This window comes from Pseudomonas sp. LJDD11 (genome assembly GCF_024584215.1).
Classification (GTDB): domain Bacteria; phylum Pseudomonadota; class Gammaproteobacteria; order Pseudomonadales; family Pseudomonadaceae; genus Aquipseudomonas.
Genome location: NZ_JANJFL010000010.1, coordinates 1 through 23,488, shown reverse-complemented (window position 1 = coordinate 23,488; position 23,488 = coordinate 1). Strand labels below are relative to the sequence as shown.

Here is a 23,488-nt window from a genome sequence, read left to right as displayed (position 1 = left end):
ATTTTGAGCCTGTTTTCAACGCAGCGATGGCAACGCAGGTAGTTTTTAGAGGTGCCCGATAACTGTCTGTTAAACCACGGGGACATAGTCCAATGAGCTACAGCAAGATTCCGGCTGGCAAAGACGTGCCAAACGACATCTACGTCGCGATCGAGATCCCGGCCAACCACGCGCCGATCAAATACGAAATCGACAAGGACTCCGACACCCTGTTCGTTGACCGCTTCATGGCCACCCCGATGTTCTACCCGGCCAACTACGGTTTCATCCCAAACACCCTGGCTGACGACGGCGACCCGCTGGACGTACTGGTCGTGACCCCTTACCCGGTCGCCCCAGGTTCGGTAATCCGCGCCCGTCCCGTTGGCATCCTGCACATGACCGACGACGGCGGCGGCGATGCCAAAGTCATCGCAGTGCCTCACGACAAGCTGAGCCAGCTGTATGTTGACGTGAAGGAATACACTGACCTGCCAGCCCTGCTGCTGGAGCAGATCAAGCACTTCTTCGAGAACTACAAAGACCTCGAAAAAGGCAAGTGGGTCAAGATCGAAGGCTGGGGCAACGCTGACGCGGCCCGCGCCGAGATCAGCAAGTCGGTTGCCGCCTTCAAGGGCTGATACCGCTGCACCCTGTGCGAAGCGCCTGCCCGGGCGCTTCGGCACTGCCCCTCCAGGCGTTTCAGGCGCTTGAGCATGTTTAAAAATTACGTTTACACATCCTCCCGATTAAACACTGAACACCCCGCCCTCCATCGCACTCCATTCTGCCGCCGGGTTTATCAAGCTATATCAGGCTTGAGAAATGCCCTACAAGCACTCAGAGCCTGCGTAGGCACACTCATCACCCACCACAAGACGCACTGCGCATTTGAACGCTTCGTTCATTTAAACGCGCTCGCTGCACTCGTACACTCACTGCCCATGAATACATCAGGTGATCGACTACGTACCCTTCTGCGCGAGTGCCATCTCTCCGCCACGGACTTCGCCGCCAACCGCCGGGTCACGCCGCAGCACGTGAACAACTGGTTCAAACGCGGCATTCCCATGGCACGCCTGGACGAAGTGGCCGAACTGCTCAGCGTCTCGCCACGCTGGCTGCGCACCGGCGAAGGCCCTAAACACCCCACAGAGCCTGCCAATGAGAGCGATGGCGGCGAGCCCACGCCCGGCCCGGCACCCGCCAGCCTGGCGGATGTGGAAATACAGGTGTTCCAACAGGCCGAAGCCGGCCAGCACGTACTGAGTGAAGTCGCTGGCCGCAAGATTCGTCTGCCGCGCCATACCCTGGATGAACTGAACATTCACCCCAAAGACGCCATGTGCCTGAGCATGAACGGCAACAGCATGGCCGACCGTCTGCACAACGGCTCGCTACTGGGCATCGACCGCAACACCACCCAAGTCATCGACGGTGAGATGTACGCTCTGGAGCACGGCGGCCTGCTACGCATCCGCTACCTGTACCGCCTGCCCAACGGCGGCCTGCGTTTGCGTAGCCACAATAACCACGAATACCCGGACGAATCATTCAGCGCCGAACAGATTCACCAGCAAGGCATCCGCGTACTGGGCTGGGTGTTCTGGTGGTCAACCCTCAACCAGCGAAAAAATCCTCTGGCCGCCAGCTGAATCGCTACGTCCAGGCATGTTGCAAAGCATTTCAAGGCTGGGCAGCCGCGCTCAATCCCGGTATCCTGTGCGCCACTTACGGCAACGGTGGCTCACACGGTTGCCTGGCGGCACACTCCACACGAGCGTGTTGCACTCCAGACTCGCATTCCTCGCGAATGCACCTTTTGCAGGCGGCTGCGGTTTACCAAAAATAAGCCAAAGTCGCCAACGAGAAGCCGGCCACAAGCCGGCTTTTTAATTGCCCAAAGCCCCCTCGTCAGCCCGGACCGCTTTGTCAGTACTCGGTGTGCCGACCTGACTGCCCTCTTGCCTGCCACCGTTTCAGACACGTCTTATTCAGCCGCCTGCTCCGGCGCCCTACCTTTGCAGGTCTCAAGTGCATCCATAAGGCTGCCATCAGGCCGCTGACGGGTGTTGACCGGCAACATTCGTGGTTGAGGAAAGGGTAATGACGTTCAACGACAGCTCAAGGACCGTCTCGGTCGAAACCGAGCCTTATTGCTGGTTCCGGCGCGTGGGCATGGCGGCACTGGCCGTGGCCGTGTTCCTGGCTTGCCATCTGGCCGCCCTCGGCCTGGTGGGGGAAACGCGCTGGAATCTGCTGTGGCTGCTCGGCACACAGGGCATCACCGGCGCCATCCTGTTGTTGCTGGCCATCCTGCAATACCGTCGGCAGGGCGGCTTCAAGGCACTGCTCGGGCACGATCCGGAACGCGCATTACGCCTGGGCGCGCCGCTCATCATCGTCGCCTATCTGGTGGTCACCTTCATCGAAGCCGCCTTGGGTCATACCCAGGGCACATTCAGGGGGCCGGCCCTGTCCGACTTTTCGGCGGTCCAAATCATGCTGTTTTTCGCCATGCTCCTGGTGTTCCCGGCGATCACCGAAGAGCTGCTGTATCGGCATTTCCTGATTCGTCTGTTTCCCCTGAACGGGCGTACCTGGCAGACCCTGGCGGTGATCGTCACGACGCTGCTGTTCATGCAGGCCCAGGGGCAGTACCAGCACTGGCCCTCATACCTGCTGATGGGCGGCCTGGGCGTCATCCTCGGGGTGGCGCGGATCGTCAGCGGCGGTCTGGCCGCACCGATACTGCTGCATGCCCTGGCCGACGCCACGGGCATGACGTCGGACCTGTTCCTTACCAGCCTCGACTGAGCACTGCCAGCACACACCTTATCCAGGTTGTTTTTCAGTAGCAGGAGATCTCGAATACCCCGCCAGCATCAATCCCCATTCAAGGCGCCCAGATCAGCATGTCCGCTTCAATCGGGCACCTGAGCGGGGCTGCCGACTGACCGCTCCAGGCGACAGCTCGTCGCCTCGAGCCCCGGTGCGCTTCAGATAATCGCCCGGCACGCCGATAGCCAGGAAAGTCATTTTTCCCTGGAGTATCACTGTGAGCTGGAAATCGTTCGGACTCGGTCTTGCCCTCTTTTCCAGCCTCGGTTCGGCGTGCCTGGCGGCGCCCAGCAACGATCAGGGCGTGATCAGGTTCCACGGCAGCGTCGTGGAAGCCCCATGCTCGGCGTCCTCGTCGGCAGACGGCTGGCGCCTGGACAGTTGCACCGCACGCACGCGGGCACCGCGGATCGACGTGCGCCGCCTGGATACATCCCCCGTCAATACCCCCACTGCCAACGCTGCCGTGGATGACCCTTCGGTGCAGGCCAGACTGATCGCCAGCAACACCCAGGGTCGCTATTACAACCAGCAATACAGGCTGGTCGGCCGCACGGGTGAAACGCTCACCACCGGCCACTATCTGGTGACCCTCACCGAGCCATAAGGGCCTTGCCCGCTCGGCAGTGAGCCTTCCGCCTGGCACGACCAAGGCAGCTTCGCCCTCCGGGCGCTTTGAGATACGTCCTATTCAGATGTCGTCTCTCGCTCCTTACGCTGCAAGGATGAAACTCACACACTTCCTGCCTCTCGCCGATTCGTCCTTTTCGACACCCGAAGCTGCTCGCAAGCTCTTGCGCCTGTTCGCCCTGGCGCTGGTGGTAGGCATCTACCTGGGTGCCTACAGCTACCTGCACGCCGCGTTCAACCAGGAGATTTCACTGCGACGCAGTTACATGAACGAGGCGATCTCCGATGCCCAGAGCTTCTTCGTCAGCCGTCAGACCCTGCTGAAGGGCCTTGGGCTGTCGACGGTCCGCCACATGACGACACCACAAGGCAACCTCAACAGCGCGCCTACCGAGGAAGTGCACATCAGCCTCGGCGAACCGGGCAATCTCTGGAGCCTGTGGCTGACCCGGCGCATGCTCGGCCACCTGGAACGCAACCAGGTCAACCTGATCTATGTACCGCAACGCAAAGTCCCCGAGGTCCAGCGCCTGTTCACCTCCGGTGACACCTCCAAAGAAGTTCCGCTGGAGGTGTTGCAGCGCCTGCTCACCGTCGATACAGGCAAGGTCTCGGTCAGTGACGAACTCTGGCTGACCGAACAGAGCCGACTCGACTCCCCGCTGTACATCTTCACCCGCCTGGATGAGCGGACCCCGACCTCCGGCTGGCTGGGCCTGGAGGTGGACGGCCCCGAACTGGTCAATGCCCTGCGCCATGAACAGGCGGGCGACTTCATGCTGCTCGACGGCGCCGGCAAGCTGATCTTCAGCAGCACGCCGCACCAGCCCGGCGCAGTACACGCGCTGCGCCACGAGCGCTCCACGGCGCGCTTCGGCTGGGAAGGTGGCGGCTGGCTGCCGGACCGCCTGGCCATCCGCAAGCACCTGAGCTATTCGCATTGGCAGATCGTCTACAGCCTGGAGTTTCGCTCCCTGCTGCCGAGCCTGGCCGTGCCGTTCGTCGTCAGCCTCCTGCTGTGCGTGCTGGTCAGCGTGCTGATGCTGTGGCTGGTCCGGCGCATCGACCAGCGGCTGATCATTCCAGCAGCGAACCGTATCGAAGCCCTGGTGGAAAGCGAGGCCTTCAGCAGCACGGTGATCCGCATCGCGCCGGTCGCCCTGTGCGTCCTGCGCCGCAGCGACGGCGCGGTGGTACTGGAAAACACCCTGTCACAGCAGTGGCTGGGCGACAGTGGCGAGCGGGAGCAACGCTGTCATGGCTGGATCCACCGCGCCTTTGATGACGCCGAGCAGGGCAGCACCGACGAGCTGCAGATGGCCGACGGACGCCATTTGTTCCTGAGCTTTGCCCCCACCCGCTATCAACGCGAAGACGTGCTGATCTGCGCGTTCAGTGACATCAGCGAGCGCAAGCTGGTGGAACTGGCCCTGCAACAGGCACGTGCCATGGCCGATGCCGCCAACGAAGCCAAGACGCTGTTCCTGGCGACCATGAGCCATGAAATCCGCACGCCGCTGTATGGCGTGCTGGGGACCCTCGAACTGCTCGGGCGCACGGACCTCGACAGCCAGCAGCGCGGCTACCTGAACGCGATCGAAGGATCCTCCGCCACGCTGTTGCAACTGATCTGCGATGTGCTGGACGTCTCGAAGATCGAGGCGGGGCAACTGGCCCTGGAGCTGAGCGTGTTCTCGCCACAGGCACTGGCGCAAGAGGTGATTCAGGGTTATGCGGGCGCCGCCCAGAGCAAAGGCCTGCAACTGTTCGCCTGTATCGACCCGCAGGTGCCGGAGTCCGTGCGCGGCGACGTTACGCGAATCCGCCAGATCCTCAACAATCTGCTCAACAATGCGCTGAAATTCACCGAGAGCGGACGCATCGTATTGCGCCTGCACGAAGAAAGCCGCGAGGGCGAGCGCACCCTGCTGCAATGGCAAGTCACCGATACCGGTAAAGGCATCGCCGCCCAAGACCAGCCGTTTCTGTTCGAACCGTTCTTCCAGACCAGTGGCAACGCCAACGTGGTGGCGGGCACCGGGCTGGGCCTGTCGATTTGCAAGCGTCTGGTTCATCTGATGAACGGCACCTTGCGAGTGTTCAGCGAGCCGGGCCTGGGTAGCAGCTTTACCTTTGCCCTGCCCCTTGAACAGGTGCAGGCACCAAACACCCGAAAATGGGCACTGACGTTGCTGAGCGAGCGCGTCTACGTATGCTCACCGGTGCAGGAACTGGCCGACTGCGTGACCGGCTGGCTGCGCCGCTGGGGGGCGCAGGCGCGAGCGGGCCTGCCCTCTGCGGCCGAGCCCGATGCAGTGCTGGTGGAGCTGCAACCCGGTCCCGCCCGTACGGCTCAATGGCAGGCATGGTCAGGCCCCCGGGTCATGGTCACAGCCGAAGTTCATGGACTCACACGCGAATCGTCAACCTGCTGGCGCGTCGGTCTGAACGACCTGCAGGCGCTCAACCAGGCCGTCAGCCACGCCCAGGGCGTGACCGAGCAAGCGCGCCCGACGCCCCGTGAAGCAGCCATAGAACCCAGGCTGAGCCTGCACCTGCTGGTCGCCGAAGACAACCTGATCAACCAGTTGATCCTGCGTGACCAGCTCGAGGAACTGGGCTGTACGGTGGTGCTGGCGCGTGACGGCGTCGAGGCCTTGTCACTCTGGCAGGAGGCCGACTTCGACATCATCCTCACCGACGTCAACATGCCGCGCATGAATGGTTACCAGCTCACCGAGCAGTTGCGCCGCCTGGGCTGTTTGCAACCGATCGTGGGCGCCACCGCCAACGCGATGCTCGACGAAGCAGAGCGCTGCCTGGGGGCCGGCATGGATCATTTCCTGGTCAAACCTTTCACCCTGCGGGCGCTGTACCAGTGCCTGCAACCCTATCAGAGAAGCGAGCCTTGACTGTTTATCGCGTGCTCATCGTGGAGGATCATCCCTTTCAGCACCAATACCTGAGCAATGTATTCCAGGCCGCAGGCGGCTTCGAAGTCGACCTTGCCTGGGACGGTGCGAGTGCCATTCAACGCCTGGCACAAAAGCGCTATGACCTGTTGCTGAGTGACCTGATGATGCCGCAGATGGACGGTGTCCAGTTGATCCAGCAACTGGCGCAACTGCCGTCTCCGCCGGCCCTGGCACTGATGACTGCGGCCTCGCGGCGCATGCTGGTGGGCTCCGGGCAGGTCGCCAAGAATCTGGGCCTGCGGGTGGCCGGGCTGATCTCAAAACCCGTGAGCATCCCGGAAATCCGCGCCCTGCGCGACAGCCTGGACCAAATGGCCGAGCAAGCCTGCACGCCACGTGGCCTGCCACGCGGTTGTCGCTCCCGGGACACGCTGTTGCGCGCCTTGGGCAATGGCGAGATCCAGGCCTGGTTCCAGCCCAAGAAGTCGTTGCACGACGGACGCATCGCCGCTGCCGAGGCTTTGGTGCGCTGGGTCCATCCTGACGAAGGCCTGCTGCTGCCCGGCGCCTTTCTCGACGAGCTCGAAAGCGCCGAACTGGAAAACCAGCTGTTGACCTGCATGCTCGGCCAGACGCTGGCTGCCCAGGCCCGCTGGGCACAGCTCGGTTATCGCCTGCCCGTTTCGATCAATCTGCCGACCCACCTGCTGGATCAGGACGATCTGGTCGACCGCCTGCTGGGCCAGGTACGCGCCAACCAGGCCGAACCGCGACAGATCACCTTCGAGTTGATGGAGAACTCCACCACCCAGTTGTCCAGCAACTATTTCGCCGGGGCCTGCCGCCTGCGCCTGATGGGCTTCGGCCTGGCACAGGATGACTTCGGCAAGGGCTACAGCTCGTATTTCAATCTGGTCTCAACCCCCTTTACCGAGCTGAAGATCGACCGCTCGCTGGTCCACGGGTGTGCCAGCAACGAAGGGCTGGCATCGGCCTTGCTTAGCATCGCTGAGCTGGGACGAAAACTTGGCCTGGTCACGGTGGCCGAGGGTGCGCAAACCCAGGAAGAGCTGGCTGTGCTGCGGCGGGTGCGTTGCGATCAGGTGCAAGGTTTTCTGATCTCCCAGGCCGTGCCGTCGGACAAGTTCACTAAACTGCTGCTAGAAGATGGCCTATGGCTAGCACCAACCTGACTCACCGCGGTCCTATGCCATGCAGCCCCACGGATGGGCAGCCCTGATCAAAGGGGCGTTCGTTGCCGGGTGCATTGCGCATCGGCTCCACTACCCGAATCAGGTTGAGCGATACCCATCATGAAACATGCAAGCCTGCGCCTGGATAAGCTGGCGCAAAGCTCCCAGCGCCTGAACAAAGCCCTGCTCCTGCTCACAGGCTTGCTCCTGCTGCTGTCGAGCACCTGCTACTGGGCCGTGTCGCGCTTGCTGGAGTCAGAACAGCAGCGAGTCGAGTTCCACTTCGCCCGGGTGCTCGAAATCGTCCACGAGCATGAGACCTTCATGCGCAATGTCGCAGTGGGTTACCGCCGGACCAATGCCCCACCCTTATCCGACGTGCAGTCGATTTCAGTCATGAAATCGCAGACCGACGGTGACCAGACCCTGCTCCAGGCCAAAGGCTTCGAGCTGTCGCTGCCCTTTACCCTGTCGCACACCGCGACCTTTACCCAGAGTGACATTCGCCGGGCGCTGGCCTTGGGCGTTCAGTTGACCGACTACTACGGCGGGTTCTGGGCGAACTCCTTCTACGCCTCACCGCAGTTGTTCGTCCTGGCGCCAGAGGGCGATGCCAGCCTGGCCGTGCCGGGTATCGGCGACCTGCGCCAACACCTGTCGTTGCTGCCCGATCAATACCCCACCGTCGTCAACCGCCTGCAGCAACTGCGCCAGGCTCAAAGCCTGCTGCTCAACGACCGGCGTGTACGCTGGATGCGTGCGCCGCTGCAGCTTTACCACGGCAACCGCAGCATCGTGGCAATGATCGGCATCGATGCCGCCAACGCCCTGCTGCCCCCCGCGCGCGCCAAGGGGCTGCTGACCTTGACGGCGGTGGTGGACACAACACAGGTCGATGAGTTCGAGCGGGTATTGCGCCTGTCGGTGTACAACCAGTTCACCCTGATCTCTCCCGACGGGGACGTGATATTGGGCGACCTCGGCGAAGAAGAGCTGGCCCCCATGGGCCTGAGCTTCAACAGCCAGGGCTTGCGCTTCAAGATGGTCTCGCAGAGTGGTGCACGCTGGACGGGCCTGTACGCCATCACCTACCAGGACTTCCTGCGCTACGCGAAGTGGCCGTTGCTGGGCCTGGCCCTGACCTTCATCGCCGCCGTGCTGGCGGCAATCTGGATCAATCGCTGGTACAAATCGCGCATCGTCATGCCCGCGCAGCGCGCCCAGGAGCGTCTGTTCGACAGCGAGGCGTTCAACCGCATCATGCTGCACAACGCCCCGGTAGGGCTGTGCGTGATTCGGCGCAGCGACCGGCAGTTGCTGCTGGAAAACCAGCGGGCGGCACAACTGGGCGCCACGGCCCCCTTGCTGCAAGTGCTGGATGCCAATGACGGCGAGCAGGTGCCGGGCGAAATGTGCCTGGCGGTCGGCGAGCATTACCTGCAAGTGGTGGTGGTCGCCGCGCGCTACGAAGGGCAGGACGTGTTTCTCTGTGGCTGCAATGACATCACCCGGCAGGTGGACGAAACGCTGCTGCTCAATCAGGCGCATCGCCAGGCCACTGCCGCCAACGAAGCCAAGACCGTGTTCCTGGCGACCATGAGCCACGAGATCCGCACACCGCTGTATGGCGTACTCGGCAATCTGGAACTGCTCGGCCTCACCGAGATGAGCGAGCGCCAGCGCCAATACCTGGAGATCATCCAGGGTTCGTCCACCGTCCTGTTTCAGCTAATCAGCAACGTGCTGGACGTATCGAAGATCGAGTCCGGGCAGATGGCCCTGGAAATGGCACCGTTCGACCCCACGCAACTGGTCGAGGAAGCGGTCCTGGGCTTCACCGCCACGGCGCGCAACAAAGGGCTGCAGATCGAGGCGGAGATCGATCCGCAAGTGCCGCAGCAGATCGAGGGCGACGCCGGAAGGATCCGCCAGATCCTGCATAACCTGCTGGGCAATGCGATCAAGTTCACCGACTCCGGACGGGTACGCCTGCGCCTGACCGTACAGGCACTGACCGACGACGGCGTTTCGCTGCAGTGGCAAGTCACCGATACCGGTGTGGGCATTCCGGAAAAGGCCCTGGAGCAGTTGTTCAAACCTTTCTATCAGGTCGCTGCCGGCCAGGACGGCAATGGTGCGGGGCTCGGGCTGTCGATCTGCTCGCGGCTGAGCGAACTCATGGGCGGCAGCATGCGCGTGGTCAGCGAGCCCGGCCTGGGCAGCAGCTTCTCGCTGTTCATCACCCTGCCCGTGGTGCACAGCCCCGCGCCGCCGGCGCAGGTGATGCTGCCGCCTGGCCTGGGGGCACCTTGCCTGAACGTGCGGGTGCTGGTGGTCGAAGACAACCCGGTCAGCCAGGCCGTGCTGCGCGAGCAGCTCGAAGCCCTGGGGGCCCACCCCACTGTGGCCCGTGACGGCCAGCAGGCGTTGCAAATCTGGAACGCCCAGCCATTCGACCTGGTCATCACCGACATCAACATGCCACGCATGAACGGCTATGACCTGGCCCGTACCCTGCGCGAACAGGGCGTGCAGGTCCCGATTATCGGTGTCACCGCCAACGCCCTGCGCGAGGAGGGTCGCCGTTGCCTGGCCGTGGGCATGAATGCCTGGGTCGTCAAGCCGTTGAGCATGAGCCTGTTGCGTCAGACCCTGCTCGCGCACTGCAAGCGGGCCAGCGGCCTGATGGTCGCTACACCGGAGCGGGACAAGGACCGTGACGGCTGGATCGAACTGTCGGCGGCTATGCGCCAATTGATGGGCGACACCCTGCTGGCCGATGTCCAGCAGATCGAACACGCCCTGGAACGCAATGACGCGGGCCAGGTCCAGCAACACCTGCACAGCCTCAGTGGCGCCCTGGCCAGCGTCCACGCCGAGGCCTTGTATACCGCCTGCCAGCAATGGGAGAACGCCTTGCACGAAGGACCGTTGAATGCCCACGCAATCCAGCAGATCCGCTTGCTGTGCGCCCGGCTGTCCGCCGTGGCGCAGTGTCTGCTGGCCGAGCCGTCGTGATGATCAATGTCTTTTACAAGAGTACCCGACATGCCTGAAATGAACGTTGTCATCGCCGACGACCATCCCATCGTCCTGCTGGGCGTGCGCGAGATCGTCCAGCGTGACGCCCGCTGCAACCTTGTCGGTGAGGCCGTGAGCCCCAGCGAACTGGTGGAGCAGTTGCGCAAGCATCGACCGCAGTTGTTGATCACCGATTTCAACATGCCCGGCGACGCCACCTATGGCGACGGCCTGAAGCTGATCGAATACGTGCTGCGCCATTTTCCCGAGACCCAGGTGCTGGTCCTGACCATGATCTCCAACAACCTGATCCTCACCCGGCTGGAGGAACTGGGCGTGGCCGGCGTCATCCAGAAAAACCACCTGCACGGCGAAATAGAGAAGGCGATCAGCGCGCTCAGTGCGCAGCGCAGCTATAAAAGTCCGGTGGCCGAAGCCCGGTCAGTGGTGAGCAATCCACATCAGCTCGAAGAGCGGTTCCAGAGCCTGTCGCCACGGGAGCTGGAAGTGCTGCGCCTGTTCGTCACCGGCATGAGTGTGAGCGACATCGCCCGCCAGTTGTGTCGCAGCAACAAGACTGTCAGTGCCCAGAAAATCTCGGCCATGCGCAAGCTGGAAGTGGACAGTGACCAGGCGCTGCTGACCTACTGCTTCGAGGCCAGGCAGTTCCATTGATCACAGGTAGAGGATCTGCATCAGCAGGGTCGCGGTGAAGCTGCCGGCTGGCGGCAACGCCCCCAGGGATACCGGCCTGACCCGCAAGGTCAGCACCAGCGGTTCATTGCCGACGGTCCAGTTGCTGGTTTCACCCAGGGTTAAAGCGGGCTTGCTACCCACACCGACCAGCCGTAGCCCAAGGCCTTCGCGGCTGGTACGCAAGGTCTGGCTGTCGACACTGCCCAACCCGGCCGACAGCAGCAGGCTCACCCGGCTGTCGGGTCGACAGGCGAAGGTCAGCGGGACTTCGGTCACGGTCGCACTGTCGTCGAGCAACTGGCGCACGTTGACATCGTCCAGCTTCACGTCCAGCAAGGTCGCAAACCCCGGGCTGCAAGGCGGCGTGACCAGCGTGCCGCTGACTTGAACCCTGGCGGTGTCCGCCGGTTGTGCCAGTGCACTGCCGGCCACCGCCAGGCACATCCAAAAGAGCTTTTTCATTGGTAATTGATCGTCATGACGATGGAAGAGTTGAACTGCCCCGGGGCCAGGTCACCGCGTTTGACCAATTGCGCCTTGAGGCTGATATCCACGTTGCCGTTCAGGTTGCTGTAGGTTTTGGCACTGCCCTGCAGGTTGGCGGCAGAGTTGTCCGCCCACAGCAAGGAGACGCCCAGATTGTTCGCCGTGGTCTTGGCCACGGTGGAGGTATAGGTGCCGTTGCTCGAACTGAAGCTGACATTCAGCCCCGAACCGGCCGGGCAGTTCATCGTCACCGGCAGGCTTTTCGTCGCAGTCTGCGGGACCTCGTCGATGCGCACATTGCCGAAGTCCGCCGTGAGCGTCGTCCCCGTGCTGAGCTGACACGGCGGGCGCACCAGTGTCCCTTTGACGTTAAGGGTCACCACGTCGGCGGCGTTGACGGTGGCGCTGGCCAGGCACAGCGCAAACCAGATTTTTTTCATGAAAACCTCAGAGGTAGTTGATGACCAGCGTGTACTGGCTCTGGAACGCGCCGGACGGCGCCTGCGAGGATGCCAGCTGGGGCTTGAAGGTCAGGTTCAGGGCGTTGGAGCCGGCCCGCAGTTGCATGAACCGAGGTGTGCCAAACGCCACCGGGCTGGATGTATCGGTCCACAAGGCCTGCATGTTCAGGCCCGTCAGCGACGTGCGTGCCAGCCCGGAGCCGGCGTTGACCACCTCCTGGGTGGGCACCAGATAGACGTTGGCCGACTTCGCCGTGGGGCAATTGACCAGCACACTGGTGGACTGCTTCTGGTTGTTCAGGTTGGCACTGCTGATACTGCCGAACGACAGGTCTACCGAACTGGGCGACCTGACCGTGCAACTGGTATCGACGACCGTGAACCTGAAATTGACCTGATGCATCCACTCTGCGTAGGCGGGGTAACCGATCGCGGTATAGCCAAGGCGCAGGGTGACCTCGCGCACACCCGGTGACGTGGGAGCCCTGCCCACCACATAGAAGGTGTAGGAGAAACCCGCGCCAGGTGGCATGTACCCGCAATAGGGGTTGAAGCAAGTGCCGCCAAAGTTGCCCAGCGGCAATGGGGTGGGATACATGTTGTAGACAGGGTCCAGCAGTTGCAGTTGCACGCCGCTGCCCGAGGTCAGGTACAACTCGTGGTTGAGGGCGGCGCCGCGGGGAAAGACCCGGATCGCCTGGCAATTGCCGCTGAAGGGAATCTTCATCTCGGCGCCGGGTTCGAAGGTATAGCCGAACGTTGGAGTGCCAGACACGCTGCAACTGATGCTGCCGCCGATCAATGCATGGGCCTGCCCGGCGAACAGCCAGCCCAGCACCAGCAGCAGGATGGCCGGCAACTGGCGCCACGGGGTGAGTGAGGTAGGGTTCGCGTTCATTGTTCAGGAATCCTTGGCGCTGGCCGTACCCGGCGTGCGCTCGCATTGAAGGTTCATCTGGGTGATGCCGGCGGCGGCATCTTCGTCGTCGAGGTGCAGTTCAACGCTGCACCAGGGCTGGCCACCCGCACTGACCTGCAGACGCGCCTGCGGCGGTACGCCGGTCAGGAACGCCCGGCCGCTGTCGGCCACCAGGGTGCTGCCCAGCGAGCGGCCGTCGGCTGCGAACAGCTCGGCACTGGCGGCAAAAGGCGCCACCTGGCCTTGGGGGTCGCTGATGTGGAACAGGATCCGCCGACCGCTGCGGGTTTCGAAATCCGCTACCACGAAGGCACCGCGATTGGGGGTGACGTCCTGTACCAGTTGCTGAATGTCGACGTTCTGCGCAATCGTCTGGGTATCCAGCGATATCCGGTTCTTGCGATACGGCATGGCCGAAGGCACGACGGCGTAGCCATTGCCGTTGGTACGCACGCCACGTTTGTTGGTAAGGCTCACATGCGCCGCCCCCGGAGCGGCGACGATCACATTGGTCTCCCCCAGGGGCTGCCCGAAGATCACCTGGCTGTCGTAGGCCACGACCGAGCCCTCCATCCCCAGGTCCAGTTGGCGGTTGTCCCCGGACTGGTTGCAGCCACCATGGAAGATGGCGTTGGGCGCATCGTACTGGGCGGCGAACGCACCGCCTGCCGCGCCCTGGCCGGCACTGACCCGCTGGCTCACACCGGCGCTGTAGGCCAGCACGTCGTCCTGGAGCGCATTGCCGCTCAAGGTGGCCATGTGCGAGGCATTGCCGCGGGCACTGCGGCTGGTGGTCGCCGACAAGCGCCGATTGCCCGATCCGCCCAGCGGCATGCTGAAGCTCAGGGTCAGGTTGCGGTCCCTGGTCTGTCCTTGGGTCACTCCCGCCCCGAGCGAATACGAAATATCACCGACACTGAAGTTGTAGCCCATCTGCAGGTTGGTATCGGCGGCATCGCTGGCCCAGTAGGCGGTCTTGGACAGCGTGGCGAACATGGCTCCGTAGTGGCCCAGCTGTTGGGAGATGTTCGCGTTGAAATTGCTTTTCATATGGCCGCTGCGATAACTCACGGCAGGCAGCAGCTCACCTGGCTTGCGGTACGGCTGGACGACCTGGGCATTGGCGCGACTGTCCAGCGCTTCGGCAAAAGCGTAGTAACCGGAGGTGGAGTAGCGATAGCCGACCAGGCTGAACGTGGTATTGGTCACCGCCAGCGACTTGGAATAGCGAAAGCGTAACGACTGCCCGCTCTGGGTGGAGTGGTCTGGCCCCACTTCGGCCGCGCGCGCATGGGTTACATCGACGGACAACGCACCGAAGCCCGCGAAGTCATGGGCAACACCCAACAGTGCGGCGCTGTAGCGATCGCTAAGCAGGGTGCCGCCAAACACCGTGGTCCCTTGCGCCAGCCCACGGCGCAGGGTGCCCTGCAGGAAAACGGGCGTGTCTTGGCCGAAGTCCGACGACGGACGATAGCGGCCGGCATAAAGCGAATAGGTCTGCTGGCCCTCGCGCAGCATGTAGGGCACCGAGGAGAACGACTGGGTATAGACCTGCACCTGGCCATCGGCACTTTGAACGGTGACTTCGATGTCACCGTTGCTGGCCGTCGGGTACAGATCGGTGAGGGCAAACGGCCCGGACGGCACCCACTGCTCGTGGATGACATAGCCACGCTGGCGAATGATCACCCGCGAACGACCATTGGCAATGCCACGGATCACCGGCGCGAAGCCACGCGCCTGGTCGGGCAGCATTTCCAGGTCCGAAGCAATGCCCACGCCGCGGTAGGGAATGGCGTCGAACAGATCGCCTTCGGTGGCCGCATCGCCGACCGTGGCCATCGCCATCATGTCGCCCAGGTCTCGCTGGGCGTAGGTTTCCAGTGACTCCCAGCGCCCAGGCGTGTCGCTGCCCTTGCGCCAGGTGGAGAAGTTGCGCAGACGCCAGGCCCCGGCATTCAGGCCGCTGCGAAAGCTGCCGAACTGGTCCTGACGCCGGCCGGTCTCGGACTGCACAGAACTGCCAGACAGCGAATAATGGGTGAACGCCACGCGCTCGCCGCTGCTCCATTGGCGACGACGCACCTCGAAGGGGATCTCGCCCAGGTAAGCCTGTGGCACCTCGATCGCCAGGGTCTGCTGGTTGAAGTCGTAGTCATAGCTGACACCGGCCAGGCCCTGATCGAACGCCAGGCAGGTCGGGTCGGCATCGGTCCGCTTGGCCAACGCCTGCTCAGCCACGCCCTGGCTGCGGAAAAAGTCAGCGTCCAGGCAGGGAAACAGGCCGGTGTCCGACGGGTTGGCACCGCCCGTGGCGCGTACAAAACGGATATCGCGCTGATCGACGAAACGCTGGTTGAGCGAAATGCCGACGCGATAGACGCCTGGCAATTGACCTTCGCTCATGGCGCCGATCTGTTGCTGAAGCTCGGTCGAACCCTGGCCACCGCCGATTTCCAGAAACGACGGATCGAACTGGAAACCCGCCTGCGCCGGCACCAAGTGCAGGGCCAGGACGGTTGCCAGCAGGCAGCCTAAGGCCTTCACGGCGCCACGGCGCATGAATGGGAGCGAAACGGACATGGGATTTCCTGGGTGGCGAGTGCGGCGAATCAGTGCAGATGGACGACAGGGGCGGTGATGTGGGTGCCGTAGTCGTCGATGTAGCTGAGCAAGACTTCATCACCGGCTTTGGCCTTGACGGGGAAGTCACGGTGCTCACCGGGACGCAGCGCGTCCATGGCGCTGGTGATGGCCTGGCCATTAACCTTCAGTTCGCTGATCACCACGTGGAAACCGGACGGGTTGTCGACCGACAGCGTGCCAGCCTTCGCCGCCCAGCCGAGTTGTTTCACGCTGTCCTTGAGCGACCCCTTCAGGCCCGCAGGGCGGTAGAACAGTTTGATGGTGGTCTTGAGCGCGATCTGCAGGACGTTTTTGTCGCGCTGCGCATCGCTCATCGCCGGAATCGCCTTGACGTTCATCAGGAACAGGCTCTCGCGGTCCTGAGGCACATCAGCCCCGCCGGTGAACACGACGCGCAAGATGTTTTCCTTGTTGGCATCGAGCCTGAACAGCGGCGGCGTAACGATGAAGCTGTCGACACTGGCTTCGCTGCCGTTGTAGCGGCTCACCCAGGACTGCACGAGGAACGGCGAATCATCGCCGCGATTGCTGACCGTGAGGTTGGCCTCTTTCGAGGCACCGTCGTAGACCAGCCGGGTGGCGCCCACCATCACGGCGGCATCGGCGCCGGCCGGGAACCACAACGGCAACAGGGCCAGGGACAGGAAGAGTTTCAGACGCATGATCGATAACCTTTGGGATCCGCAGGCCGCGCCATTACACGCGGCCCACGGCAAGCAGGGAGAGGAGTTAGCGGTAGGTCACATCGAAGGTGGCCAGGGCGTTGACCTGACCGGTGCCGATGCCGGAGGTGGTCACCGTATCCTCACCCGAACCGGTGACCACGTCGGCGACAGTCCGCACGTAGGAGGCGGTGAAGTCAAAGGTGTTGCCCTGGTTGCGCAGGGCATAGTCGACCGGCGAATTCAGCGCGACCTTGCTGCCGTTGCGGGCATCGTCGATCTGGATGGCGATACCCTTGACCTGGCTGTCGCCCTTCAGGCCCAGCAGCGAGGCATCGGTGGCGTCCGGCTGGCCGCTGAAGGTGATCGATACGTTTTTCTTGGCCTCGGTGCTGCAGTTCTCCAGGTTCAGGGAGAAGTTCTTCGGTTTGGCCTTGGAGCCTACGGCGGAGGCGAAGTCGGCAATGCGCACTGGGTCCAGGGTGACCGACTTGCTGACGTCGGCGGTGCTGATGGTGCAGGCGTTGTCGGTGACCGAGCCGGTGAAGACGATCTGGCCCTGGTCGGCGAAAGAAGCGGTGCTGGCCAGCAGGCACGTGGCGCCGCAGACGAGAGTGAATTTGCTCAGAGTGTTCAGCATGGCAATGCCCTTTTACGGTTGGATGGTTGGTTACCGACCTCATCGGTAAGCCAGACCATGGTGCATTGCCATCGCCAAGCCAGACATTAGACGAATCTTAATTGCTGGCCGCATGCCTTTATTTGGTCATCTATCCGGGCATCGTTGCCCGGCCCCGGAAAATCCAACGGGCAGGAGTCTTTTCAAGGTTGGCCGGGCCAGGTCCGACCGGGCGTCTGCCGGGCGTGCCCTTGGGCTACAGAACGAAGTGAACAGGCTGCCATCCGGCAAGCAGGGCATGTGGCCTGCCGGGACAGTGTTGTCAGAAAGGGGGGACGCCAGGGTAGAACAGTCAGAAGCGCTGCCCGGCCATAGCCTGGGTGCGGGCTAGCTGGCCCCCTCGACGACAAGCCGTCGAAGAGGCCCGGAGCGGCGGGCTGTCAGCCGGCCAGTCCCGCTGCCCTGGCGCGCGCCGCATGCAGTTTTTTATAGCTGTCGACCAGCCGCTGGTGACGCTCGAGGCCTTCGAGCTTCGTGCTGGTCGGGGTCAGGCCGTAGAAGCGCACGCTGCCTTGAAGCGATCCGAGCACCGCATCCATACGCTCGTTGCCGAACATACGGCGGAAGTTGACTTCGTAGTCGGCCATTTCCAGCTCGTTGTCCAGTTCAACTTCCAGCGCCACGTTCACCGCCTGATAGAACAGGCCGCGCTCGACGGTGTTGTCGTTGTACTGCAGGAACATTTCGACCTGTTCCTTGGCTTCTTCGAAACGCTGCAGCGCCAGGTTGATCAGCAGCTTGAGTTCCAGAATGGTCAACTGCCCCCAGGCGGTGTTGTCGTCGAACTCGATACCGATCAGCGTGGTGATGTCGCTGTACTCGTCCAGTTCGCTTTCGGTCAGGCGCTGTACCAGATCTTCCAGTTGCTCCTGTTCGAGGCTGTGCAGGTTGAGGATGTCTTCGCGAAAGAACAGCGCCTTGTTGGTGTTGTCCCAGATCAGGTCGTCTACCGGGTAGATTTCCGAGTAACCCGGCACCAGGATGCGACAGGCGGTGGCGCCGAGGTCGTCATACACCGCCATGTACACTTCCTTGTCGAGGTCGGCAAGGATGCCGAACAGGGTCGCGGCTTCCTGGGCGTTGGAGTCTTCGCCCTGGCCTGAGAAGTCCCACTCGACGAACTCAAAGTCAGACCTGGCGCTGAAGAAACGCCACGACACCACACCGCTGGAGTCGATGAAGTGCTCAACGAAATTGTTTGGCTCCATCAGCGCCTGGCTTTCGAAGGTCGGCTGCGGCAGGTCGTTCAGACCTTCGAAGCTGCGGCCTTGCAGCAGTTCGGTCAGGCTGCGCTCCAGCGCCACCTCGAAGCTTGGGTGCGCGCCGAACGAGGCGAACACGCCGCCGGTACGCGGGTTCATCAGGGTCACACACATCACCGGGAATTCACCGCCCAGCGAGGCATCCTTGACCAGCACCGGGAAGCCTTGTTCTTCCAGGCCCTGAATACCGGCGACGATAGCCGGGTACTTGGCCAGGACGTCCTGCGGCACGTCCGGCAGCGCCAGCTCGCCTTCGAGGATTTCGCGCTTCACCGCCCGCTCGAAGATCTCCGACAGGCACTGCACCTGGGCTTCGGCCAGCGTGTTACCGGCGCTCATGCCGTTGCTGAGAAACAGGTTCTCGATCAGGTTGGAGGGGAAGTAGACCACCTCGCCATCGGACTGACGCACGAACGGCAGCGAGCAAATGCCACGCTCGATGTTACCGGAGTTGGTGTCGTACAGGTGCGAACCGAGCAGCTCGCCATCGGGGTTGTAGATCTCGCGGCAATGCTCGTCAAGGATCTCTTTGGGCAAGGCGTCTTTGCGCCCCGGTTTGAACCAGCGCTCGTTGGGGTAATGCACGAAGTCTGCATTAGCGATGTCCTCGCCCCAGAACTGGTCGTTGTAGAAGAAGTTGCAGTTCAGCCGCTCGATGAACTCGCCCAGTGCCGAGGCCAGCGCGCTTTCCTTGGTCGCGCCCTTGCCGTTGGTGAAACACATCGGCGAATGCGCGTCGCGCACGTGCAGCGACCAGACGTTGGGCACGATGTTGCGCCACGAAGCGATCTCGATCTTCATCCCCAGCGCGGCGAGAATGCCCGACATATTAGCGATGGTCTGTTCCAGCGGCAGGTCCTTGCCAAGGATGTAGGTGCTCGCACCGGCATCGGTAGCAGGAATCAACAGTGCCTGGGCATCGGCGTCGAGGTTGTCGACTTCTTCGATGACAAATTCAGGACCGGCCTGCACCACCTTTTTCACCGTACAGCGATCGATGGAACGCAAAATGCCCAGACGGTCTTTTTCCGAAATATCGGCGGGCAGCTCGACCTGGATCTTGAAGATCTGGTTGTAACGATTCTCCGGGTCGACGATGTTGTTCTGCGACAGGCGGATGTTTTCGGTAGGAATGTCGCGGGTCTGGCAGTACAGCTTGACGAAATAAGCCGCGCACAAGGCCGACGATGCCAGGAAATAATCGAACGGTCCCGGTGCCGAACCGTCGCCTTTATAGCGGATCGGTTGGTCGGCGATGACCGTGAAGTCATCGAACTTGGCTTCAAGTCGAAGGTTATCGAGAAAGTTGACCTTGATTTCCATGCGGGACTACCAGAATTGCGAGCAGAATTGGCGGCCATTATCCGGGTTTTGCATGGCAGGTGTTGTGGTTTTGCTCAGTGAGGCACACCACAGTTATTCGCATAGAAAACTGTAGCCTTGAAGCCACAGCCTGCCCGAGATCAAGATTACCTGATGCTCTAGAGCTACAAAACTGGCAGCCAATCCTGGTTTCTCAAAACGAGAGGCTTGGTCTTTTTGTATCCCTTGGGCTACATTTTATGACACCAAGCAATTTATTGACGCTTAAGGGCTACAAATGACGACGCTCTTCGATGTAGCAGAAATGCTCAAACAAGCTCGCAAAGAGGCTCAGCTCAGTCAGGAGGCGCTGGCCAGCCGCGCAGGTGTTTCGCGCTCTACCGTGGCTCGCATGGAAACAGTCGCCAAGGGCGATATGAGCGTGGCAGCCCTCGTTCGCCTGCTGGAGGCAGCCGGCTATGACCTGAGGATGGTCAGGGCAGGCCATGTGCGTACGGTTGAGGACATACTCGCCGAACAACGTTCGGGGGTGGCAGATCAATGATACTGGACGTCCATGTCTGCGGTAGAACGGTTGCCAGGCTGTACCGTGAAAGAGACGAATACGTCTTGCACTACCTCCCGCAAACAGCGGCAGCCGATTTCGTCAGCCTGGCACTACCGGTACGTGAGGCGCCTTGGCGCTGGCCACGTGATCTGTTCCCTTTTTTTCGCCAGAACTTGCCTGAGGGCTACCTGCTGGGCGTCATTCGCGAAGAGTTCGGTGCATTGCTTGACGGTACAGATCTTTCTCTGCTGGCCGTGATTGGTGCAACCGGTATTGGCCGGGTCACGATCACCCCCGAGGGCGTCAGACCAAAAGCCGAAATAGAGCCATTGGAAATCAGTCATCTACTGACGGCAGAAAATACCACCGGGCATTTTGCGACACTGGTACGCCGTTATGCCCGGGCAGCAATTTCAGGCGTGGTGCCCAAATTCATCGCCCAGGATGTGAGCGTTAACAAGCTACCGTTAGGCAAGCCCACTTTGCGCACCCGCTTTCACATCATCAAGGGTTCTGACGATACGACACCTTATCTGGGCTTTAACGAGTTCTACACCATGCGGGTTCTGGAGCGTCTGCAGACCGCCCCCGTAGCGCCATGCCGCATGTCGGAAGACGGCCGGGTTCTGGTGGTGGATCGCTTTGATGTAGATGAGCATGGCGTTGCATCTCACGGTGTGGAAGATGCCTGTGGTTTGCTGGGGCTGCCACCCCACGAAAAGTACGCAACAACCATAGAACGTGTATGCAATGCCACCCAGGTTTATGTACCTGGCGAACATCTGCGCAAGCAACGCGAACACCTGGGCTGGCACCTGCTGACAAACTATGTGGTGCGTAATGCAGACTGCCATGCCAAGAACATCGCGTTGTATTACACCTCACTGGCAGACGTGAGGTTCTCGCCTGTTTACGATCTAGTCACAACCCAGGCCTACCCGCGCTTCGCAGCAAATCCGCCCGGTTTATCTATAGGAGGTCGGCAGACCTGGACACCGGGGCGCACACTGGAAACTTTTTTCAATGCTCGCCTGGGCATTGGCCCTCGCCAGTATGCAGCGATGGTCGAGCAGTTGTGCGAGTCCGCAGTCGTTACCGGCAGAGAAGTGATTGAAGCCGCAAAGAACGAGCCGGCCTGGCGCGATGTAGCAAAACAGATGGTACACGCCTGGAACGAAGGCATGCAGACACTGCGCAGTTCAAAGGCCGCGCCCCACCTGCGCGGGCTGGATGCTGCCATCCATGAAGACGGGTTCTCCGACCCCATCGCACCTGAGGATAACCGGATACAGGTCGGCCGCTCAGAGTTGCTGGCTCCACGAAAGCGTTAGAGGCAACACTGTTTCGCACATTTCAACATGCCTCCCGCTGGAGGTGACTCAACCCGAAAGCCAGGCGGATCGCTCACAACCGTGTGCATGTGAGTAAGTGGGCGCTATCGCGTCTGACTCTGGCGATCCAGCCACCGGAGCTGCAAACCAACTGAGACCACCACAGGTTGAGGCCAAGACTTCGAAGGGCGTACCCTGACACTTTCGGTCGGGCAACCTCTGCCGAGACCTCGTGAAAACTGGTAACCCTGCCATGAGCCTCGACCTGCAACAGCTCTACAACAAAGCCTGGTTATTCGCCGCCCAGGCTCACCTGGGGCAGACGCTGAAAGCCTCGGATCTGCCCTACGCCACTCATGTGGCGATGGTCGCCAACGAGTTGATCTTCGCTGATCGCCACGAGTCGGTCGGCGCCCTGGACATCGCCCTGCCCGCCGCACTGCTGCACGATGTGGTGGAAGACACCGGCATCAGCCAGCAGGCGCTGGCCGAGGTGTTTGGCGAACCGGTGGCATCCACCGTGGCCAGCCTGAGCAAGAACCTGATCGCGCCTTACTCTGACGAGCGTTACCTGCAAGGCATCGCCGCACACTCGCGCGAGGCTGCGGTGATCAAACTGTGCGATCGCATCACCAACCTGCAATCGGCGCCCGACAGCTGGTCGCATGCCAAACGCAGTTCCTACCTGGCCGAATCGGCGCAGATTCTCAGTACGCTCGGCCATGCGCATGGCTATCTGCGCGAACGGCTGCTGGCGGCCATGGCGAGTTACCGGCAGCGTTACGTTGATATCAACTGATTCAATCGCCAGAAGCGCCTGATCAGCGCCTGCGCAAGCAATCGCCTGCTCAAGCACCCACATTCTGCAAACGCGGCGCACAGCGGCGAATCATCTTGCCAATGCGTCCATTAGCGCTGGCGAGATAGCGTGCTCGACTCAACGGCCTTTTTGCCGCGTGCCGAGATCACGCTCGCCAGGATGATGATCGCCGCCCCCAGCAACATGCGCACTGAAGGTTCTTCACTGAACAGCGCCCAGGCACAGGCAATCGCGTACACCGGCTCCAGCGCGATGATCAGGCCGGCACTACGCGCGTCCAGGTTTTTCAGGCTGCGCACGAACAGGTACTGCGACAGGCCGGTGCAGAACACCCCGAGCACCGCCAGGTAGACCCAGTCCATGTTGCTCAGTACGTGCTGCCCCAGGCTGTTGACCACGAACGGCGCCACCAGCAGCGATACCGTGAGGTTCTGCCAGAACGCGACCTGCATCGAGTCCAGGCCCTTGATGTAACGGCGGTTGACGATGGCCAGCAAGGCAAACGAAAAACCCGACCCCAAGCCCCACAGCAAGCCGATGGTACCCTGGTCGGCGAAGTCGAAGGACGGCACCACCAGCACCAGGCCGAGGCTGACCAAGGCCACCAGCACAGCATCACCGAACCTGATGCGCTCACGGAACACCACCCGGTCGATCAAGGCAATGAACGCAGGAAAGGGTCACTCCCTTTTCAAGTCCTTCAACAAAGCATGGCGCGATTTGGGGCGCAACCCGCAGGGCCGTGGCTGTTTTGTCGCATGCACCCCAACAGAGTGAAGCCTGTGCAGGCCGACAAAACAGACCTCGGCGCGGTTGTGATGAACCGACAACAGCCCCTATTACCATGGCGCCGCAACATTGAAAGGCTCTTCCCTGAGCTTTGATGCAAGTTCGCCTGAACGGTGAGTCATGCACGTGCAGTGCATGACTCTTTACCGCCCCGGGCCGCGTGGTGCCCAAGGCGGTAAATCAAACAAGGATCAGGTCAAGATGACCCGATACCTTACTGAGCATTGATCCAGATGGTCTTAAGCTCGGTGTACTGATCATGCGCCCACTGCGACTTGTCGCGAC

At 61.8% G+C, this 23,488-nt stretch carries 19 protein-coding genes; 11 read left to right on the top strand and 8 right to left on the bottom strand.

What is annotated here, in order from left to right:
- Positions 1-92: 92 nt before the first annotated feature.
- The 8 genes from ppa to NRB16_RS13445 all read left to right on the top strand — a co-directional run bounded on the left by ppa (position 93) and on the right by NRB16_RS13445 (position 11,254).
- Positions 93-620 (top strand): inorganic diphosphatase, encoded by a 528-nt coding sequence (gene ppa / locus NRB16_RS13480; protein WP_045487186.1) that lies wholly within the window; start codon positions 93-95, stop codon positions 618-620.
- A 303-nt stretch (positions 621-923) separates the two neighbouring features.
- On the top strand, positions 924-1,634 hold the full coding sequence (locus NRB16_RS13475) for a helix-turn-helix transcriptional regulator (RefSeq protein ID WP_257106320.1): 711 nt from the start codon (positions 924-926) through the stop codon (positions 1,632-1,634).
- Positions 1,635-2,085: 451 nt separating this feature from the next.
- Positions 2,086-2,796 carry a CPBP family intramembrane glutamic endopeptidase gene (locus tag NRB16_RS13470; protein ID WP_257106319.1) on the top strand — a complete coding sequence of 237 codons (711 nt, stop codon included), beginning with the start codon at positions 2,086-2,088 and terminating at the stop codon, positions 2,794-2,796.
- A gap of 241 nt (positions 2,797-3,037) precedes the next feature.
- A complete protein-coding gene (locus NRB16_RS13465; RefSeq protein WP_253114995.1) occupies positions 3,038-3,427 on the top strand; it encodes a type 1 fimbrial protein in 390 nt (129 codons plus the stop codon).
- Positions 3,428-3,545: 118 nt separating this feature from the next.
- On the top strand, positions 3,546-6,362 hold the full coding sequence (locus NRB16_RS13460; protein WP_257106318.1) for an ATP-binding protein: 2,817 nt from the start codon (positions 3,546-3,548) through the stop codon (positions 6,360-6,362).
- Complete coding sequence (locus NRB16_RS13455) at positions 6,359-7,558, top strand: EAL domain-containing protein (protein WP_257106317.1); 1,200 nt, start codon at positions 6,359-6,361, stop codon at positions 7,556-7,558. Before NRB16_RS13460 ends, NRB16_RS13455 begins: the two co-directional genes overlap by 4 nt.
- A gap of 120 nt (positions 7,559-7,678) precedes the next feature.
- A complete protein-coding gene (locus NRB16_RS13450) occupies positions 7,679-10,576 on the top strand; it encodes an ATP-binding protein (RefSeq protein ID WP_257106316.1) in 2,898 nt (965 codons plus the stop codon).
- Between the two features lie 30 nt (positions 10,577-10,606).
- Positions 10,607-11,254 carry a response regulator gene (locus tag NRB16_RS13445; protein WP_253114999.1) on the top strand — a complete coding sequence of 216 codons (648 nt, stop codon included), beginning with the start codon at positions 10,607-10,609 and terminating at the stop codon, positions 11,252-11,254.
- Here the strand turns inward: NRB16_RS13445 and NRB16_RS13440 are convergent, their stop codons facing one another.
- The 7 genes from NRB16_RS13440 to NRB16_RS13410 form a co-directional block, all read right to left on the bottom strand.
- The gene (locus tag NRB16_RS13440) at positions 11,255-11,737 is read right to left on the bottom strand and encodes a fimbrial protein (RefSeq protein WP_257106315.1); all 483 of its coding nucleotides are present in this window, start codon (positions 11,735-11,737) and stop codon (positions 11,255-11,257) included.
- Positions 11,734-12,201, bottom strand: a complete 468-nt coding sequence (locus NRB16_RS13435; RefSeq protein ID WP_253115001.1) for a fimbrial protein — start codon at positions 12,199-12,201, stop codon at positions 11,734-11,736. Before NRB16_RS13435 ends, NRB16_RS13440 begins: the two co-directional genes overlap by 4 nt.
- A 7-nt stretch (positions 12,202-12,208) precedes the next feature.
- On the bottom strand, positions 12,209-13,120 hold the full coding sequence (locus NRB16_RS13430; protein ID WP_253115002.1) for a fimbrial protein: 912 nt from the start codon (positions 13,118-13,120) through the stop codon (positions 12,209-12,211).
- A 3-nt stretch (positions 13,121-13,123) separates the two neighbouring features.
- A complete protein-coding gene (locus NRB16_RS13425; RefSeq protein ID WP_257106314.1) occupies positions 13,124-15,727 on the bottom strand; it encodes a fimbria/pilus outer membrane usher protein in 2,604 nt (867 codons plus the stop codon).
- A gap of 29 nt (positions 15,728-15,756) precedes the next feature.
- On the bottom strand, positions 15,757-16,452 hold the full coding sequence (locus NRB16_RS13420; RefSeq protein WP_253115004.1) for a molecular chaperone: 696 nt from the start codon (positions 16,450-16,452) through the stop codon (positions 15,757-15,759).
- A 67-nt stretch (positions 16,453-16,519) separates the two neighbouring features.
- Positions 16,520-17,092: a fimbrial protein gene (locus tag NRB16_RS13415; RefSeq protein WP_253115005.1), complete on the bottom strand. Its 573-nt coding sequence runs from the start codon at positions 17,090-17,092 to the stop codon at positions 16,520-16,522.
- A 419-nt stretch (positions 17,093-17,511) separates the two neighbouring features.
- Positions 17,512-19,716, bottom strand: a complete 2,205-nt coding sequence (locus tag NRB16_RS13410; RefSeq protein WP_257106313.1) for an OsmC domain/YcaO domain-containing protein — start codon at positions 19,714-19,716, stop codon at positions 17,512-17,514.
- 304 nt (positions 19,717-20,020) lie between these two features.
- Here NRB16_RS13410 and NRB16_RS13405 point away from each other — a divergent pair, with 304 nt between their 5' ends.
- The 3 genes from NRB16_RS13405 to NRB16_RS13395 all read left to right on the top strand — a co-directional run bounded on the left by NRB16_RS13405 (position 20,021) and on the right by NRB16_RS13395 (position 22,393).
- The gene (locus NRB16_RS13405) at positions 20,021-20,260 is read left to right on the top strand and encodes a helix-turn-helix transcriptional regulator (protein ID WP_257106312.1); all 240 of its coding nucleotides are present in this window, start codon (positions 20,021-20,023) and stop codon (positions 20,258-20,260) included.
- Entirely contained in the window at positions 20,257-21,594 is a 1,338-nt protein-coding gene (locus NRB16_RS13400; protein WP_257106311.1) for a type II toxin-antitoxin system HipA family toxin, read from the top strand. Before NRB16_RS13405 ends, NRB16_RS13400 begins: the two co-directional genes overlap by 4 nt.
- A 253-nt stretch (positions 21,595-21,847) precedes the next feature.
- Entirely contained in the window at positions 21,848-22,393 is a 546-nt protein-coding gene (locus NRB16_RS13395; RefSeq protein WP_257106371.1) for an HD domain-containing protein, read from the top strand.
- A 110-nt stretch (positions 22,394-22,503) separates the two neighbouring features.
- On the opposite strand, the gene NRB16_RS13390 is transcribed toward NRB16_RS13395, so the two are convergent.
- A complete protein-coding gene (locus NRB16_RS13390) occupies positions 22,504-23,073 on the bottom strand; it encodes a DMT family transporter (protein ID WP_306456438.1) in 570 nt (189 codons plus the stop codon).
- Positions 23,074-23,488: the final 415 nt, after the last annotated feature.

Excerpts from the sequence above, each read along its gene's own strand:
- NRB16_RS13400 (WP_257106311.1), top strand. The coding sequence starts at position 20,257 with ATGATACTGGACGTCCATGTCTGCGGTAGAACGGTTGCCAGGCTGTAC.
- NRB16_RS13415 (WP_253115005.1), bottom strand. The coding sequence starts at position 17,092 with ATGCTGAACACTCTGAGCAAATTCACTCTCGTCTGCGGCGCCACGTGC.
- NRB16_RS13445 (WP_253114999.1), top strand. The coding sequence starts at position 10,607 with ATGCCTGAAATGAACGTTGTCATCGCCGACGACCATCCCATCGTCCTG.
- NRB16_RS13460 (WP_257106318.1), top strand. The coding sequence starts at position 3,546 with ATGAAACTCACACACTTCCTGCCTCTCGCCGATTCGTCCTTTTCGACA.
- NRB16_RS13425 (WP_257106314.1), bottom strand. The coding sequence starts at position 15,727 with ATGTCCGTTTCGCTCCCATTCATGCGCCGTGGCGCCGTGAAGGCCTTA.
- NRB16_RS13470 (WP_257106319.1), top strand. The coding sequence starts at position 2,086 with ATGACGTTCAACGACAGCTCAAGGACCGTCTCGGTCGAAACCGAGCCT.
- NRB16_RS13430 (WP_253115002.1), bottom strand. The coding sequence starts at position 13,120 with ATGAACGCGAACCCTACCTCACTCACCCCGTGGCGCCAGTTGCCGGCC.
- NRB16_RS13450 (WP_257106316.1), top strand. The coding sequence starts at position 7,679 with ATGAAACATGCAAGCCTGCGCCTGGATAAGCTGGCGCAAAGCTCCCAG.
- NRB16_RS13410 (WP_257106313.1), bottom strand. The coding sequence starts at position 19,716 with ATGGAAATCAAGGTCAACTTTCTCGATAACCTTCGACTTGAAGCCAAG.
- NRB16_RS13475 (WP_257106320.1), top strand. The coding sequence starts at position 924 with ATGAATACATCAGGTGATCGACTACGTACCCTTCTGCGCGAGTGCCAT.
- NRB16_RS13440 (WP_257106315.1), bottom strand. The coding sequence starts at position 11,737 with ATGAAAAAGCTCTTTTGGATGTGCCTGGCGGTGGCCGGCAGTGCACTG.
- NRB16_RS13395 (WP_257106371.1), top strand. The coding sequence starts at position 21,848 with ATGAGCCTCGACCTGCAACAGCTCTACAACAAAGCCTGGTTATTCGCC.
- ppa (WP_045487186.1), top strand. The coding sequence starts at position 93 with ATGAGCTACAGCAAGATTCCGGCTGGCAAAGACGTGCCAAACGACATC.
- NRB16_RS13435 (WP_253115001.1), bottom strand. The coding sequence starts at position 12,201 with ATGAAAAAAATCTGGTTTGCGCTGTGCCTGGCCAGCGCCACCGTCAAC.
- NRB16_RS13405 (WP_257106312.1), top strand. The coding sequence starts at position 20,021 with ATGCTCAAACAAGCTCGCAAAGAGGCTCAGCTCAGTCAGGAGGCGCTG.
- NRB16_RS13420 (WP_253115004.1), bottom strand. The coding sequence starts at position 16,452 with ATGCGTCTGAAACTCTTCCTGTCCCTGGCCCTGTTGCCGTTGTGGTTC.